Source organism: Halomonas sp. HP20-15 (genome assembly GCF_033446685.1).
In the GTDB taxonomy this organism is placed as follows: domain Bacteria; phylum Pseudomonadota; class Gammaproteobacteria; order Pseudomonadales; family Halomonadaceae; genus Modicisalibacter.
Genome location: NZ_JAWQLY010000002.1, coordinates 300167 through 314283, shown reverse-complemented (window position 1 = coordinate 314283; position 14117 = coordinate 300167). Strand labels below are relative to the sequence as shown.

15 protein-coding genes and 2 pseudogenes are annotated in these 14117 nt (G+C 65.9%); 10 read left to right on the top strand and 7 right to left on the bottom strand.

Annotated elements, in window-relative coordinates; genetic code table 11:
- Positions 1-22 precede the first annotated feature (22 nt).
- The 4 genes from R6258_RS03850 to R6258_RS03835 all read left to right on the top strand — a co-directional run bounded on the left by R6258_RS03850 (position 23) and on the right by R6258_RS03835 (position 3205).
- A complete protein-coding gene (locus R6258_RS03850; protein WP_318447643.1) occupies positions 23-808 on the top strand; it encodes an ABC transporter ATP-binding protein in 786 nt (261 codons plus the stop codon).
- 90 nt (positions 809-898) lie between these two features.
- On the top strand, positions 899-1672 hold the full coding sequence (locus tag R6258_RS03845; protein WP_318447641.1) for a transporter substrate-binding domain-containing protein: 774 nt from the start codon (positions 899-901) through the stop codon (positions 1670-1672).
- A gap of 75 nt (positions 1673-1747) precedes the next feature.
- Positions 1748-2452, top strand: coding sequence for an ABC transporter permease subunit (locus tag R6258_RS03840; protein WP_318447639.1), 705 nt, complete (start codon positions 1748-1750; stop codon positions 2450-2452).
- A gap of 21 nt (positions 2453-2473) precedes the next feature.
- Positions 2474-3205, top strand: coding sequence for an ABC transporter permease subunit (locus R6258_RS03835; RefSeq protein WP_318447638.1), 732 nt, complete (start codon positions 2474-2476; stop codon positions 3203-3205).
- Positions 3206-3605: 400 nt separating this feature from the next.
- Here R6258_RS03835 and R6258_RS03830 read toward each other — a convergent pair whose 3' ends face one another.
- From R6258_RS03830 to R6258_RS03810, 5 genes are all read right to left on the bottom strand, one after another.
- Positions 3606-4889, bottom strand: a complete 1284-nt coding sequence (locus R6258_RS03830) for a TRAP transporter large permease subunit (protein WP_318447632.1) — start codon at positions 4887-4889, stop codon at positions 3606-3608.
- Positions 4883-5380: a TRAP transporter small permease gene (locus R6258_RS03825; RefSeq protein ID WP_318447628.1), complete on the bottom strand. Its 498-nt coding sequence runs from the start codon at positions 5378-5380 to the stop codon at positions 4883-4885. The genes R6258_RS03830 and R6258_RS03825 overlap by 7 nt, the downstream gene beginning before the upstream one ends.
- Positions 5381-5403: 23 nt before the next feature.
- Positions 5404-6408 (bottom strand): C4-dicarboxylate TRAP transporter substrate-binding protein, encoded by a 1005-nt coding sequence (locus R6258_RS03820; RefSeq protein WP_318447625.1) that lies wholly within the window; start codon positions 6406-6408, stop codon positions 5404-5406.
- 126 nt (positions 6409-6534) lie between these two features.
- Positions 6535-7620 (bottom strand): Ldh family oxidoreductase, encoded by a 1086-nt coding sequence (locus tag R6258_RS03815; RefSeq protein WP_318447622.1) that lies wholly within the window; start codon positions 7618-7620, stop codon positions 6535-6537.
- A complete protein-coding gene (locus R6258_RS03810; protein WP_318447619.1) occupies positions 7617-8357 on the bottom strand; it encodes an SDR family oxidoreductase in 741 nt (246 codons plus the stop codon). Before R6258_RS03810 ends, R6258_RS03815 begins: the two co-directional genes overlap by 4 nt.
- Positions 8358-8604: 247 nt before the next feature.
- Here R6258_RS03810 and R6258_RS03805 point away from each other — a divergent pair, with 247 nt between their 5' ends.
- A complete protein-coding gene (locus R6258_RS03805; protein WP_318447611.1) occupies positions 8605-9600 on the top strand; it encodes a GntR family transcriptional regulator in 996 nt (331 codons plus the stop codon).
- Between the two features lie 13 nt (positions 9601-9613).
- Here R6258_RS03805 and R6258_RS03800 read toward each other — a convergent pair whose 3' ends face one another.
- On the bottom strand, positions 9614-11095 hold the full coding sequence (locus R6258_RS03800) for a PLP-dependent aminotransferase family protein (RefSeq protein WP_318447609.1): 1482 nt from the start codon (positions 11093-11095) through the stop codon (positions 9614-9616).
- Between the two features lie 99 nt (positions 11096-11194).
- Between R6258_RS03800 and R6258_RS03795 the strand changes: the two genes are divergently transcribed.
- The 5 genes and pseudogenes from R6258_RS03795 to R6258_RS03775 all read left to right on the top strand — a co-directional run bounded on the left by R6258_RS03795 (position 11195) and on the right by R6258_RS03775 (position 13279).
- Positions 11195-11644: a GNAT family N-acetyltransferase gene (locus tag R6258_RS03795; protein ID WP_318447607.1), complete on the top strand. Its 450-nt coding sequence runs from the start codon at positions 11195-11197 to the stop codon at positions 11642-11644.
- A gap of 26 nt (positions 11645-11670) precedes the next feature.
- Positions 11671-12327, top strand: a complete 657-nt coding sequence (locus R6258_RS03790; protein WP_318447604.1) for an FMN-binding negative transcriptional regulator — start codon at positions 11671-11673, stop codon at positions 12325-12327.
- A gap of 290 nt (positions 12328-12617) precedes the next feature.
- Positions 12618-12836 (top strand): annotated as a pseudogene (locus R6258_RS03785) (general stress protein); the annotation flags it as partial.
- Positions 12837-12845: 9 nt separating this feature from the next.
- Positions 12846-12971: pseudogene (locus tag R6258_RS03780) on the top strand (general stress protein); the annotation flags it as partial.
- A gap of 104 nt (positions 12972-13075) precedes the next feature.
- Positions 13076-13279, top strand: a complete 204-nt coding sequence (locus tag R6258_RS03775) for a hypothetical protein (protein WP_318447601.1) — start codon at positions 13076-13078, stop codon at positions 13277-13279.
- A 165-nt stretch (positions 13280-13444) separates the two neighbouring features.
- On the opposite strand, the gene R6258_RS03770 is transcribed toward R6258_RS03775, so the two are convergent.
- Positions 13445-13954 carry a ferritin-like domain-containing protein gene (locus tag R6258_RS03770; protein ID WP_318447598.1) on the bottom strand — a complete coding sequence of 170 codons (510 nt, stop codon included), beginning with the start codon at positions 13952-13954 and terminating at the stop codon, positions 13445-13447.
- Positions 13955-14117 lie beyond the last annotated feature (163 nt).

Here is a 14117-nt window from a genome sequence, read left to right as displayed (position 1 = left end):
CACTCCACCCCCGACACCGTCCATGACCCAACATACCGATAACAATAGGCTGGCGATCGACGCCCGCCATCTGGTCAAGCGCTACGCCGAGCACGAGGTCCTCAGGGATGTCTCGCTGCGCGTGCGCGAAGCCAACGTGGTCTCGATCATCGGCTCCAGCGGCTCCGGCAAGAGCACCTTGCTGCGCTGCATGAACCTGCTCGAAACCCCCGACCGGGGCGAACTGACCATCGCCGATGAGGCGATTCGCTTCACCCGCGACGCTAAAGGTGCCAACGTCGGCCTCGACCGTCGCCAGATCCAGCGCCTGCGCTCGCAGGTCGCGATGGTCTTCCAGCAATTCAACCTGTGGCCGCATCTGACGGTGCTCGGCAATGTCATCGAGGCGCCGCTGCGGGTGCGCGGCCTGCGCCGCCGCGAGGCGGTCGAACTCGGCGAGCATTTCCTCGCGCGGGTCGGACTGGCCGACAAGCGCGACGCCTATCCCGGCTATCTTTCCGGCGGCCAGCAGCAGCGCGTGGCGATCGCCCGGGCGCTGGCCATGCAACCCCGGGTGCTGCTGTTCGACGAGCCCACCTCGGCGCTCGACCCCGAGCTGGTCAGCGAGGTGCTGGGCGTGATCCGCGGCCTCGCCGACGAGGGCCGCACCATGCTGCTGGTCACCCACGAAATGAGCTTCGCCCGCGACGTCTCCCACGAAGTGGTGTTCCTGCACCAGGGCGTGGTCGAGGAGTGCGGCAGCCCGCGCGAGGTATTCGAGAACGCCGCCAGCGAACGCTGCCGGCAGTTCGTCTCGAGCGTCGCCTGAGCGTCTGAGTCCCAGCGCCGGCGCCCAGGCGGCGGCGTACCTTCCGAGTCGCCCAGCGCGGCTCGTCACAACAACCAAGGGGAAACCTTGATGAAACGTACTTTGCTTCCTGTCCTGAGCGCCGGCGTACTGACCCTGACGGCAATGACCGCCAGCGCCGCCGAGCCGCTGAAGATCGGCATCTCCGCCGAGCCCTACCCGCCGTTCACCTACAAGAGCGCCGAGGGCGAGTGGACCGGCTTCGAGGTCGAACTCGGCCAGGCGCTGTGCGAGGCGATGCAGGCCGACTGCGCGATCACCCCGACCGGCTGGAGCGGCATCTTCCCGGCGCTCAACACCGGCAAGATCGACATGATCATGAATTCGCTGTCGATCACCGACAAGCGCAAGAAGGTGATCGACTTCACCGATCCCTACTACTACACACCGGGCGCCTACGTCGCCGCCAAGGACGCCGAGTTCGCGATCCCCGACGGGCTCGACGGCAAGGTGCTAGGCGTGCAGGGCGCGACCACCAACGCCAGCTATGCGCGCCGCGCGCTGATCGACAGCGGCGTCGAGATCAAGATCTACGATCAGCAGGAACAGGCCAACCGCGACCTGCTCGCCGGGCGCGTCGATGCGATCCTCGCCGACAAGATCGCGATGGCCGAGTTCGTCAAGCGCGACGAGGCACAGGGGTACGAGATTCGCGCCACCGCACCGCGTCATCCGGCCTTCGGCGAAGGCGTGGGGATCGGCCTGCGTCAGGACGACGACGCCCTGCGCGAGGACCTCAACGCGGCGATCGCCCAGGTACTCGAGGACGGCACTTGCGCGGCGCTGTCGCGGGAGTACTTCGGCACCGATATCTGCGGCGGTTGATCGTCGCGCCATCGCAGCGACGGCGGCCCCAGCCGACACGGCCGATACCGGCGTCGCTGCCACCGGAAGACGCTTATGGATAGCACTTCGAACGACAGCCTGCTGGCCTGGACGGGGCCGATCCTGCACGGTGCGGTGACCACCGTGGAGATCGCCGTGCTCGCCTATGCCATCGGCCTGGCGTTGGGGCTGATCGGCGCCAGCGCGCGGCTGAGCCCGTGGCCGGCGCTGCGCGCGCTGGGTACCGGCTATTCGACGCTGGTCCGCGCGGTGCCCGAGCTGCTGCTGATCATCCTGCTCTACTATGCCGGCAGCCAGGCGTTGACCGCCGCCTATGCGGCGCTGGGCGGCGTCGGCCAACTGGCGATCGGCGGCTTCACCACCGCGGTCGGTGTGCTGGCGTTCGTCCAGGGCGCCTACATGACCGAGGTGTTCCGCGGCGCGATCCTGGCGATCCCGCGCGGCCAGCTCGAGGCCGCCGACGCCTACGGCTTCTCGCGCATCAGTCGCTTCCGGCGCATCGTGATCCCGGCGATGCTGCCCAACGCCCTGCCGGGGATGTCCAACCTGTGGCTGATCCTGGTCAAGGACACCGCGCTGGTCAGCGTGATCGGCTTCGAGGAGCTGTTCTTCACCGTCCAGCAGGCCGCCGCCAGCACCCGTGCGTACTTCGTTTTCTATGCCGTCGCCGGGGCGCTCTACCTGGTGATGACGCTGGGCTCCAATGCCCTGTTTGCCCGCGCCGAACGCCACGTGCGGCGCGGTCAGACCGGCACCTGAGGGGCTATACAAGGGGCTACGATGGACTTTTCCTGGCTTACCGATCCGTTCTACCAGCGCTATCTATGGACCGGCTTCGTCAACACGTTGTGGCTGGTCGCCGTCTCCGGCAGCCTGGGGTTGGCGCTCGCGGTGGGCGTGGCGCTGGCGCAGATTCGCGGCCCGCGCCCGCTGGCGCTGGTGGTGCGCGGTTTCACCACGGTGATCCGCGGCACGCCGCTGCTGGTCCAGCTGTTCTTCTTCTACGACGGCGTCGGACGCCTGCTGCCGGCAATCCCCGGAGTGCAGGAAAGTCCGTTGTGGCCACTGCTGCGCGACCCGTTCTTCTACGGCGCACTGACCTTCACGATCAGCGTCGGGGCCTATTCCGGCGAGGTGATCCGCGGTGCGCTGCTCAGCGTGCCGCCCGGCGAGCTGGCGGCGGGCCGCGCCTTCGGCCTGTCGCGCTGGCAAATCCTCTATCGGCTGTGGCTGCCGCGGGGCTTCCAGCTGTGTCTGCCGACGCTGACCGGCGAGATGATCCTGCTGCTCAAGTCGGTGCCGCTGGTCTCGACGATCGCCATGATGGATCTGCTCAAGGCCGCCAACCTGGTGCGCGACGAGACCTTCCTGGTCTACGAGCCGCTGCTGCTGATCGCCGGCATCTATCTGGCGATGACCCTGGTGCTCACCGCCGCCATGCGCCTGGTCGAGACGCGCTTTCCCGGGGCTCGCCCGGTCAAGCCGCGGCGTCGCTGGCTGCTGCCGGGCTGAACCGTCAATCAAGCGGCGCTTGGTCGCCGTGCGACTCATGAAACAATTTCTGTCATTAGCGATGGCTATCAATCAGCTACGCGCTGAATGCAGGATTCATCCGCTCATGGCCAGGTGTTTTGTCGGCGATCTCTTACAGAGTGATTTAACTTGGGTTAGGTCGAGCCCCCTCGATAGGCGCGTAGAGTACCCTCATCGGCGCAAGGAAAGCGCCAGCACGGAAGACCGAGCCAGGACGGCTCGCAGTGCCAAGGATGCATGGGCTGGATGCCCATGGACGTGCCGCAAGGAAGCGCAGCATTGATGGCCCGGTCGCAAGACCGGGCTTTTTTGTGCGCGTTTGGCCACTTGGCTGATGCGGCAATGGACAAGGAACGCCACCCGCCCACCGGCCCGAAATTCAGCGGCCGAAGAGCGCGTCGGGCAGGAACAGCACCAGCTGCGGGACCATCACCAGCAGCACGATGACCGCCACGGCGGCGATGAAGAACGGCACGGCGCCGCGCGTATACTCCTCGACCGGACACTTCATGATGGTGCAGACCGCGTACATCGCCGCGCCCACCGGCGGCGTGAAGTTGCCGATGGTCGCCGCGATGATGAAGACGATGCCGAAATGCACGGGATCGCCGTCGAGATCCTGCACCACCGGCAGGAAGATCGGTGCCAGCATGATGATCAGCACCGTGGCATCGACGAAGAAGCCGATGACCAGCACGAAGGCCAGGATCAACAGCTCGACGCCGATCAGACTCTGGGTCTGTCCCACGATGACGCTGGAGATCGTCTCCGGCAGGCGCTCCAGGACGATTCCGTAACTGAAGATCGCCGATAGCGCGATCAGCAGCATCACCGCGCCGACATCGGCCAGGCTCGCCTCGATCGCTTCGCCGCCGCTGCGCGCGGTCATTTCGCGATGCACCAGAAAGCCGACCGCCGCCACGTAGGCCACCGCGAAGGCGCCGATTTCGGAGGGCGTGAAGACCCCGCCGCGCAGGCCCAACAGCAACAGTACCGGAAACAGCAGCGCCCACACCCCGCCGCGCAGCGCCTTGCCGGCTTCGCCACGCGGCAGCCGCGAGGTGCGTTCCGGCGGGTAGCCGCGGCGCCGGGCGATCAGCGACACCGTCACCGAGAACGCCAGCCACAGCAGCAGCGCCGGCACGATGCCGCCGGCGAACAGCCGTCCTACCGAGACCTGGCCCACGCTACCGAACAGCACCATGCCGATGCCCGGCGGTACGATGGGCGTGATCAGCGCGCTGAACCCCAGGATCGCCGTGGCGAAACCGCGGGCCATGTTGCGTCGAAGCATCTCGCCGCCCAGCATCCGTGACTGCATGGCGGCATCGGCGATCGCCGAACCGGACACCCCGCCCATCATCGCCGACAGCGCGATGGTGACCTGGGCCAGTCCGCCGCGCAGCCGCCCGGTGATCACCGAGGCCAACGCCAGCAGGCGTTGGGTGATGCCCGAGCGGTTGGCCAGGCTGCCCGCCATGATGAACAGGGGAATCGCCAGCAGGGCGAAGTTCTGGGTCTGGGAAACGGTGCGCTGGACCGGGATAGTGAAGGGCAGCGCCGGCTGCTGCAGGAAGAACAACGCCCCCGAGATGCCGATGGCGAACGCCACCGGCATGCCGATCACCATCAGCACGAAGAAGGCCAGAGTCACGATCAGCATGAGGCCTTCTCCCCTTCGGCGGCGTGTGTGTCGGGACGCAATTGTCGCCGCACCTTGAAGCCGGTGGTGAGTAGCATCAGCAGGCTGCCCACCGGCAGGCTGAGCGTCACCCATGAATAGCTGACCCAGGGAATCCCCCGGAAGCTACGCGCCCATGACGCCCACGACAGCCACAGCCCGGTGACGAACAGGAACACCAGAAAGAGCACGATCAACAGATAGTTGAACAGCAGCAGCGCCCGTTGCAGGCGTGCCGGCAGCCTGCGCATGAGCAGGTCCACCGACATCAGCGCGCCGCGCCGCCAGGCGATGTCGGCGCATAGGAAGGTCGCCCAGGCGAACGCACAGGTCGCCATGTCGAGCGTCCAGTTCAGCGGCACATGCAGGAAACGGGCGATCCCGCCCAGCAGCACCAGGACGACCATGGCCACCAGCAGGATGCCGGCGGTCCACGTTTCGACCCGGATACCGACGCGAAACAGCGTGTGCATCGCTCACCTCCGGCTGCCCGGCTTCACTTGCCGATCTCCTCGGCCAAGCGCTGCTTGGCGTCGGTCAGGCCGAGGGCCTCGTAGGCCTGCTCGCCGGCCTTCTTGAACGCCTCGCGATCGATGTCGGTGATCACCGTCATGCCGTCTTCCTGCAACTGCGCCTTGGCCTCGCTGGCGGCGGCCTCCATCTGGCGCGACGCGTCCTGGCCGGCCGCGCGGCACTCCTCGACGAGGATCTTCTGGTACTCCTCGGGCAGCCCCTCGAACCAGCTCGAACTGACCACCTGGAAATTGACCAGGGTGATGTGGCCGGTCTCGATCGCGTAATCGAGGACCTCGCCCAGCCCGCCGGCGGTGATGTTGGGATAGACCAGTTCCGCGCCGTCGATGGCCCGCGACTGCAGGCCCGAGTAGACGTCGCCGAAATCCATCGCCACCGGCGCGGCGCCCAGCGCGCGGATCGACTCCTGCCAGATCGGTGCCGGCGGCGTACGCACGCGTACCCCCTCGAGATCGGCCGGCGAATGAATCTCCTGATTGGTGAAGAAGTGGCGCTTGCCCTGCACCCAGTCGAAGCACACCACCTGCAGGCCATAGTCGTCGGCCAGCTGCTTTTGCCACGCCTGCATGGTCGGTGCGTCGTTGAGCTTTTCGACGTCGGCCATCGACTCGATGAAGTAAGGGCCGTTGATCACCGAGATCCCCGGCACGTAATTGCCCAGCCGCGCGGCGTCGGTGTTCTGACCGATGTTGGCGCCCTGGCGGATCTGCTCAATGATGTCCTCCTCGACGCCCAGCTGGGCGCTGTGAAAGACATCGATCTTGAGATGCCCGTCGGTACGCTCCTCGACGTTCTCGGCCCACTTCAGAAAGCCCTGGTGGAAAGGCTCGTTGGGGCCCAGCACGTGGTTGAAGCGAAGCGTGTAGTCTTCCTGGGCCGCCGCCGCGCCCGGCGCCAGGCTGGCGAACGCCAGCGCCGTGCAGGCCGGTGCCGTAAAGCGGATGAGTATCTGGCTCAACGTAGGCATGCTCGTCTCCTTGTCGTTATCTCGCTTGCGTGCTGGGTTGCCGCTTCTGGCGCGTCTCGCGGCAGAAGCGGCGTCACTACAACCGGTTGTTGTTGTTGGCGGTGCGTGTTGTCGGTATCCGCGGCGTCATGGCGTGCCCCGCTCGCTGTCGGGCGGCCAGGCCAGGCCGAAGCGCTCGGCCAGTGCCGCAAAGTGGGCCAGCGTATCGGGGTCGAGCGGAATGCCGCGATGCTCGCGCTCGGCGGCCTCGCGCCATTCGCGGTCGCCCGGCGCCATCACCGCACCGCCGTCGATTGCCGGCGAGGCGCGCAGGATATCCAGGTAGCGCGCCATGCCCGCCTCGAAGGTGACCGGCGCCACGAAGGCCGCCGGATCGAGCGCCAGCACGAAGGCGCCGAGCCCGCGCGGCGTGCTGAGGTCGGGGCCGGGCATCGGCGCGATGTCGAAGCTCAGCTTCATGCCCGTCAGCACCGCGCTGAGAATCTCCACCAGGCCGCCGAGCCCGGCGCCCTTGAAGCCGAAGGCACCGCCCAGCGGGGCGAGCATCTCGGCCTGCTCGGCGTCGCGCACATCACGCCCTTCCACGTCCGAGGCGACGCCCTCGGGCAGGACCTGGGCCAGGCTGCGGTATAGCTTCACGCGGTTGTAGGGGATGGCGCTGGTCGCCATGTCGAGCAGCCATGGGCGCTGGCCGGCGGCAGGCACCGCGGCGGCGATCGGGTTGGTGCCGTGAAAGCGGGTCTTGCCTTCGTGCAGGCGCACGAAGCTATCCGAGTTACAGAATGCCAGGCCGATATAGCCCCGCTCGGCGGCCGCCAGGGCATAGGCCCCGGCGGGGCCGAAATGCGAACTGCGCCGGATCGCCACCGCGCCGATGCCCTGCCGCCCGGCCAGGGCGACGGCCTCATCCATCGCCCGATACGCGGCCAGCGCGCCGTGGCCGTCGTCGGCATCGAGCACCGCGGTGGCGCCGATACCCGCTTCCAGGCGCAGCTCGGGGCGAGGATTGACGCGTCCGGCCTCCATGACCGTCACGTAGTGCTGCAGCAGGCGCGCGCCGTGGCTATCGATGCCCAACCGCGAGCCGTGCATCATCGCCCGAGTGGCGGCGTCCGCGGTCGCCTCGTCGGCGATCCGGGCCAGAACGTCGCGAATGAAGTGCTCGAGGTGCGCGGCATCCACCCGCCGTGGGTCATGCGTGGTCGGGCTCATAGCGTCTGCCCTCCGTCGATGACGATGGTGGTGCCGGTGGTGAAGCCGGATTCATCGCTGCCCAGCCATACCGCCGTGGCGGCCATCTCCTCGACGCTGCCCAGGCGGCCCATCGGCTGGCGGGCGATGAACTCGCGCCGCGTGGCCTCGGGGTCGGGGGTGGCCGCGATACGCGCTTCGAGCGACGGCGACAGGGTGGTGCCAGGACACAGCGCGTTGCAGCGTACGCCGTTGCCGATGACATCGCGCGCCACCGCCTTGGTGAGGCCGATCACCGCCGCCTTGGCGGCGCCATAGGCGGCGCGGCGCGGCACGCCGCTAATGCTCGAGGCCACCGAGGCGACATTGATGATCGAGCCGCTCCCTCGCTCGAGCATGCCGGGCAGCACCGCACGCAGGGTGTGATAGATCGAGGTCACGTTCTGGTCGAAGCTGCGCTGCCAGTCCTCGGCATCGCAGTCGAGCAGGGTGCCGTCATGCACCCAGCCGGCGCAGTTGAAGAGGATGTCGACGCGCTCGCCACCGAGCAGTGCCGCCACGGCCGCGGCATCGGTAACGTCCAGCTCGGCGATGGTGATTCCCGGCGCCTGCTCGGGGAGATCGGCCATCTTGGCCCGGGTTCGGCTCGCGGCGATCACCTGCGCACCTTCGGCCGCAAAGGCCAGAGCCACCGCTCGACCGATGCCCTGGCCGGCTCCAGTCACTACCGCTCGCTTACCGTTCAGGCGTGCCGCCATGCTTCCTCCGCCGCGCTGTTGTCGTGGGCGCACCACGCTGATGCGCATCGCCATATTGTCTAATGTGTACGTTAGACAGCGATCACCGGCCTCGCAAGCGGGACAGGCGGTCTTGCAACCAAAGTCGAGGAGCTCGCCAGCGAGTCCTTTCGAGTCCGCGCCGGGCATGGAAGAATGCAATGCGAACCGAACACGGCCACCGCCTCCGTCGGCATTATCAGCCCCTGGGTCGAAGCGAACATTCACCATGACCGAGTCAACCGATCACGCTGCGCCTCGCGGTACTGCGCCCCGCCTCCACGAGCGGGTCCGGGCGATCCTCGCCGAGGAGATTCGCAGCGGTCAGCTCGCCGCTCGGGAGCGCCTCGCCGAGACGGTCCTGGCCACGCGCTTCGGGATCAGTCGCGCGCCGGTGCGCCAGGCGCTGATGGCGCTGGCCGCCGAAGGCCTGGTCGAACGTCGTCCCGGGCGGGGGTTTCGCGTATGTGCGGCGCATCACGCCCCACCCCGGCCAGGCACCGCGCGCCAGCCTCAGGCGCTGGCCAGCCAACCCAGCTGGGAGAAGATCTACGCGGAAGTGGTCGACGAGATCGTCCCGCGCACCGCCTTCGGCGACTGGCGGGTCATCGAGAGCGAGCTGGCCCGCTACCATGGCGTTAGCCGTACGGTGGCGCGCGAGGTGATGGCACGCCTGCAGCAGCGCGGCATCGTGCGCAAGGCCGGCCATTCGCGCTGGCACGCCCCGGCGCTAACCCCGGCGCACGTCAACGAGGTCTACGAGATGCGCGAGGTGCTGGAGCCGGCCGCGTTGTCGCGGGCCGTCCCGCACGTCGCCCCGGAGCGGATCGCGGCCATGGCCGACCGGCTGCGCGCGGCCATGGCGAGAGCCTCGACGCTGGCCGGGCACGAACTCGACCGGCTGGAAAGCGATCTGCATACCGAGCTGTTGGGGGCCTGCCCCAATCAAGAGATGCTCCAGGCGATCCGTTTCTACCACTCGTTGCTGGTGGCGCATAGCTTCCTGTACCGCTGGACGCCGCCGCTCTACGCGACCGAACCGTTCCTGCCCGAGCACCTGAGCATCTTCGAGGCGCTGGAAGCCGGCCACACCGCACTCGCCGCCAAGGCGCTCAAGCAGCATCTGCGGGCCTCTCGCGAGCGCGCCATCGCGCGCGTCGAGGCGGTCGCCAGTGCACCCCGCCCCGCGCCGTTGCCCTATCTCACGGCCATGCCCGAGCCCTGACCACCGCTTGGCCTCAGCGGCTGCGCAGGTCCAGCCAGGCCCGGCTCAGCCAGCCGCCCGCGCGCGCGATCTCGCCTTCATCGCTGCCCGCGTAGCCCAGCACCAGTCCCGGCCGGCCCGGGCCCAGGTAGTAGCGCGACAGCGGCGACAACGCCACCTCGGCGGCGTGGCCGGTATCGACCAGCCGTTGCTCCTGTTCGAGCGAGGCGAGCCGGGCGACCAGATGCATGCCGGCGTGTCCCGACGACAGCTCGAGCCCCTGGGCCACCGCCGGGGCCAGGGCCTGGCGTAGCCACGCCTGACGCTGGCGATAGGCGCTTTTCATGCGTGCCACGTGGCGGGCGAAATGCCCGGCCTCGATGAACTCGGCCAGCGCCGCCTGCACGACGTACTGCCCTTCGCGATGCAAGCGGGCGCTGGCCCGGCGGAACACCTCGACCAGTGGCTCGGGCAGCACCAGATAGCCCAGTCGCAGGCCGGGATAGAGCACCTTGCTGAAGGTGCCGACATAGATCACCGGCGCGCCCTCGGCGAGCCCCTGCAGCGAGGCTAGTGGCGCGCTGGTATAGCGAAACTCGCTGTCGTAGTCGTCCTCGATGAGCCAGGCGCGGTGGCGTTCGGCCGTCTTCAACAGCGCCAGCCGCCGGTTCAGCGACAGGGTGACCCCGAGCGGGTACTGGTGCGATGGTGTCACGTAGATCAAGCGCGGCGGCGGACCCGCCGCCTGCTCCGGGTCGATTCCCGCCGCGTCGACGGGGATTGGCTGCATCGCCAACCCGGCCATCGCGAAGCAGGCCTGCGCGCCCCCGTAGCCGGGCTCCTCGATCCACGCCGTATCGCCGGCATCCGCCAGCAGCCGGGTGATTAGTTCGAAGCCCTGCTGGGCGCCCTGGGTGATCAGGATCTGCTCCGGATGACAGCGTACCGAGCGCGATAGGCGCAGGTAATCGCACAGCGCCGACTTCAGCGCCGGCAGACCGCCCTGGCTGCGGTAGTCGAACCAGTCGGTGGGTGAACGCTGCTGGTGGCGACGCAACAGCCGCTGCCAGCGTTCGCGGGGAAACAGATCGAGCGCCGGCACACCCGGGGCAAAGGCGCGATGGCCGCCGCTCAGGGTCGCGCAGAAATCGAGCAGCCGCTGGCCGCGGCCGGACAGCGGCGGCGCCTCGACCATGGCGGCCCGCGGCGCCGGCGCCACCGGCAGCGGGCCGAGATCGGCGACGCTCAGGCCCGCCCCCTGGCGGGCCACCACGAACCCCTCCGCCGCCAGGCGCTCCATGGCCGTGAGCACGGTATTGCGGCCGATGCCGAGCGCTCGCGCCAGCCGACGCGACGACGGCAAAGCCTCGCCGGCGGTCAACTCGCCCTGCTGGATCCAGCCGCGCAACGGCGTATAGAGGCGCTGCGCCAGGGTCGCCGGCTCGTCCCGATGCTGGTTCAGCCGCAGGGCCAAGGCCTCGACGATCCACTCGCTACGCCTGCGCTCGATGGTCACTGGTTCCCTCGATATGCTCGTAATTGGCTCTTACCGGCAAACCACTATGCGCCGACACTGGAACCCTGTCATCCCTCTTCCGACCGGCAGGAGAGCCCAATGAGCGCCATACGTTCCGCCACGGTGTCCGACCTCGAGCCGCTGAGCCAACTGCTCGACGATTATCGCCGCTTCTATGCGCAGCCGAGCGACCCAGCCGCCGCGCGGGCGTTTCTCGCCCAGCGCCTGGGCGCGGCCGATTCGCGCCTGCTGGTTCATGCCGGGCAAGCCGGTGCGCTGAGCGGCTTCGTGCAGCTCTACCCGGTGCTCTCCACCGTGAGCCTCGCGCCGCGCTGGCTACTCAACGATCTGTATGTGCACCCCGAGGCGCGCGGCCGCGGTATCGGTCGCGCCTTGATGCAGGCCGCCGCGACACTCGCCCGCGAGCACGGCGTTCCTCGCCTGACGCTCAGTACCCAGACTCACAACAAGGCCGCCCAGGCGCTCTACGAGTCGCTGGGATGGCAGCGCAACGACGCCTTCCACGGCTATACGCTGACCCTCGATTGACGATCGCCCTAACCACAGGAGCCGGCATGTACCTGCCCGAACGTTTTGCGATGACCGAGCCCGAGCAACTGCATGGCGTCATCCGTGCCCATCCCTTCGCAACGCTGGTCAGCGTCGACGGTGGCGGTCTCGAAGCCGACCATCTGCCGCTACTGCTGGCGCCCGAGGCGGGCGACCACGGCGTGCTGCGCGGCCATATCGCGCGCGCCAATCCGCTCTGGCATGGTGGCGAACGGGCAGCGCTGGCGATCTTCCATGGGCCGCAGGCCTATATAACGCCGAGCTGGTATCCCGCCAAGCGCGAGCATGGCCGCGTGGTGCCGACTTGGAATTACCAAGTCGTCCACGCGCACGGCCAGTTGCGATTCATCGACGACCCCGCGTGGCTCGAGCGCATCGTCGCGGCCCTGACCCAACGCTTCGAGCATTCCCGTCCGCAACCATGGAGCCTGGACGATGCGCCCCGTGACTACATCGAGGCCATGTGCCGGGCGATCATCGGTGTCGAACTGACCGTTACCGCGCTGAACGGCAAGCGCAAGGCCAGCCAACATCGCCCACGGGCGGAGCGCACCGGCATCTGTACCGGTCTGCAGAGCGACTATGCATTCGATGAGAAAAGTGCCCGCTGCCTATGCGGTATCGACGAGGCAAGCGAGCCCGGCATCAAACCCGGCCAGTGAAAGACAGCATTCGAGAAAAGCTTTATCGCTTCGCAAGCGATGTTTATTCACATTTTTATATGTGTGGTCGAAAACTTTATCCTATATAAATAACTTGGGTTAAAAAAGGCTTTATATTAAAAAACAGACATCGATCTTTGCCTTTTTTTACATACCAGGATTTGCCTAAACCGCACCGCATAGCTAGCGTTAAGAGTGTCACACGGAAAAGTGGCATATCGAAAGTGAAGTGACGCAACGCCTTCCAAGTAAGGCAAGCGCACATACACCAGAGTAAAAGGAGTATTGTCATGGCTGAACATCGTGGCGGTTCTGGTAACTTCGCAGAAGATCCCAAGCGTGCATCCAAAGCTGGCCAGAAAGGCGGCGAGCACAGCGGCGGGAATTTCGCCAACGACCCTCAGAAAGCTGCTGAAGCCGGCCACAAAGGCGGGCAGCATAGCGGGGGGAATTTCGCCAATGACCCCGAAAAAGCTTCCGAAGCCGGCAAGAAAGGTGGCCAACAGAGCAGCGGCAACTTTGCCAATGATCCAGAAAAGGCTTCTGAGGCAGGTCAGAAAGGCGGTAAGCAAAGCGGTGGCAACTTTGCCAATGACCGCGAAAAAGCCTCAGAGGCTGGCCAGAAAGGTGGTCGCAACAGCTAACTAATTCTGCCAACTCGACATGGAAAGCGCACAAGCACAAGGATGTGCCGAGCACAAGGACGTGCCGAGAGTCGACTATGAGGTTCAAGGAAAGGAGCTTAGTTATGGCCAACCCAGTGAAAGATAAGAACTATAACTTGATTAGTTCTATCTACCATCTCGCTCAGGGCTCGGAAAACTGCAAGCAGTACGCTAGCGATGCCCAGCGTGATAATGACGATGAAGCGGCCAAGTTTTTTGAAGAGCTACAGCGCTTTTACTCAGAGCATGGTGATAAGGCCGCCAGCATCTTGAAAAACCGCCTTTAGAAACCAGCACTCACATGAATAAATAGGATCGGCTATTGCCGATCCTATTTTTTTGTCTCTAACTCATAAACGCCCAGCTACACAATAAGCGGCCCGGCATATTATAGCCGGGCCGCTTTGTCAAATGTCAGAGCCGAACTGCCGTGCTAACGGCTTATGCGCGGCTCAGCGTTTGGCCGTATCGCTCGAGTCTGCGTCGCGTTGCAGGTACTGCTGTACCGTCTGAGGCATGTGCTCGTCCAGCCAAGCGGCCATGGCCTTCTCCTCCTCGAGGATTTCTTCGCAGACTCGCTTGGTTTCCATATCGCCGGCTTCTTGCGCCGTTGCGATCAGAACCTTGTAAGAAGAAATCTCCAGTTGCTCGAAGGTATAGCCGGCGATGCAGCCCTTGACGATCTCATCGCCGCTGAACATACCGCCAACCGCCTGACCCATCGCCGACATTCTTCCGGTAGCGTCTTTCAGAAAGGACGAGCTTTCATCGTAACGCGCGATACAGCCCTCGATCCTTTGGCTCTGCGCCCGCGTTTCTTCGATATGACGCTCGATGCGCTGCTTGATTTCCGGGTAATGCTCGATGCGGCTGGCCTGGGCTTTCAGCATCTGCTCTGCTTGCTCTTCCATGGCATGAGCATCACGCAGCCACTCGAGTAATCGCTTCTCTGCAGCTTTCATTACCGCCTCCTTGGCAGCCCCTTGCAGGGCTTATCGACCACAATCAAAGAAGTTTACAACTTCGCGCTGAGGCATCCTGCCCAGCATTTAGTAAGGTAGTAGATAAACACGGCCTAGCCATTAACTCATGTTATTAACTTTTATCAGCATACTGCGAAGCAAC

Excerpts from the sequence above, each read along its gene's own strand:
- R6258_RS03850 (WP_318447643.1), top strand. The coding sequence starts at position 23 with ATGACCCAACATACCGATAACAATAGGCTGGCGATCGACGCCCGCCAT.
- R6258_RS03845 (WP_318447641.1), top strand. The coding sequence starts at position 899 with ATGAAACGTACTTTGCTTCCTGTCCTGAGCGCCGGCGTACTGACCCTG.
- R6258_RS03840 (WP_318447639.1), top strand. The coding sequence starts at position 1,748 with ATGGATAGCACTTCGAACGACAGCCTGCTGGCCTGGACGGGGCCGATC.
- R6258_RS03835 (WP_318447638.1), top strand. The coding sequence starts at position 2,474 with ATGGACTTTTCCTGGCTTACCGATCCGTTCTACCAGCGCTATCTATGG.
- R6258_RS03830 (WP_318447632.1), bottom strand. The coding sequence starts at position 4,889 with ATGCTGATCGTGACTCTGGCCTTCTTCGTGCTGATGGTGATCGGCATG.
- R6258_RS03825 (WP_318447628.1), bottom strand. The coding sequence starts at position 5,380 with ATGCACACGCTGTTTCGCGTCGGTATCCGGGTCGAAACGTGGACCGCC.
- R6258_RS03820 (WP_318447625.1), bottom strand. The coding sequence starts at position 6,408 with ATGCCTACGTTGAGCCAGATACTCATCCGCTTTACGGCACCGGCCTGC.
- R6258_RS03815 (WP_318447622.1), bottom strand. The coding sequence starts at position 7,620 with ATGAGCCCGACCACGCATGACCCACGGCGGGTGGATGCCGCGCACCTC.
- R6258_RS03810 (WP_318447619.1), bottom strand. The coding sequence starts at position 8,357 with ATGGCGGCACGCCTGAACGGTAAGCGAGCGGTAGTGACTGGAGCCGGC.
- R6258_RS03805 (WP_318447611.1), top strand. The coding sequence starts at position 8,605 with ATGACCGAGTCAACCGATCACGCTGCGCCTCGCGGTACTGCGCCCCGC.
- R6258_RS03795 (WP_318447607.1), top strand. The coding sequence starts at position 11,195 with ATGAGCGCCATACGTTCCGCCACGGTGTCCGACCTCGAGCCGCTGAGC.
- R6258_RS03790 (WP_318447604.1), top strand. The coding sequence starts at position 11,671 with ATGTACCTGCCCGAACGTTTTGCGATGACCGAGCCCGAGCAACTGCAT.
- R6258_RS03775 (WP_318447601.1), top strand. The coding sequence starts at position 13,076 with ATGGCCAACCCAGTGAAAGATAAGAACTATAACTTGATTAGTTCTATC.
- R6258_RS03770 (WP_318447598.1), bottom strand. The coding sequence starts at position 13,954 with ATGAAAGCTGCAGAGAAGCGATTACTCGAGTGGCTGCGTGATGCTCAT.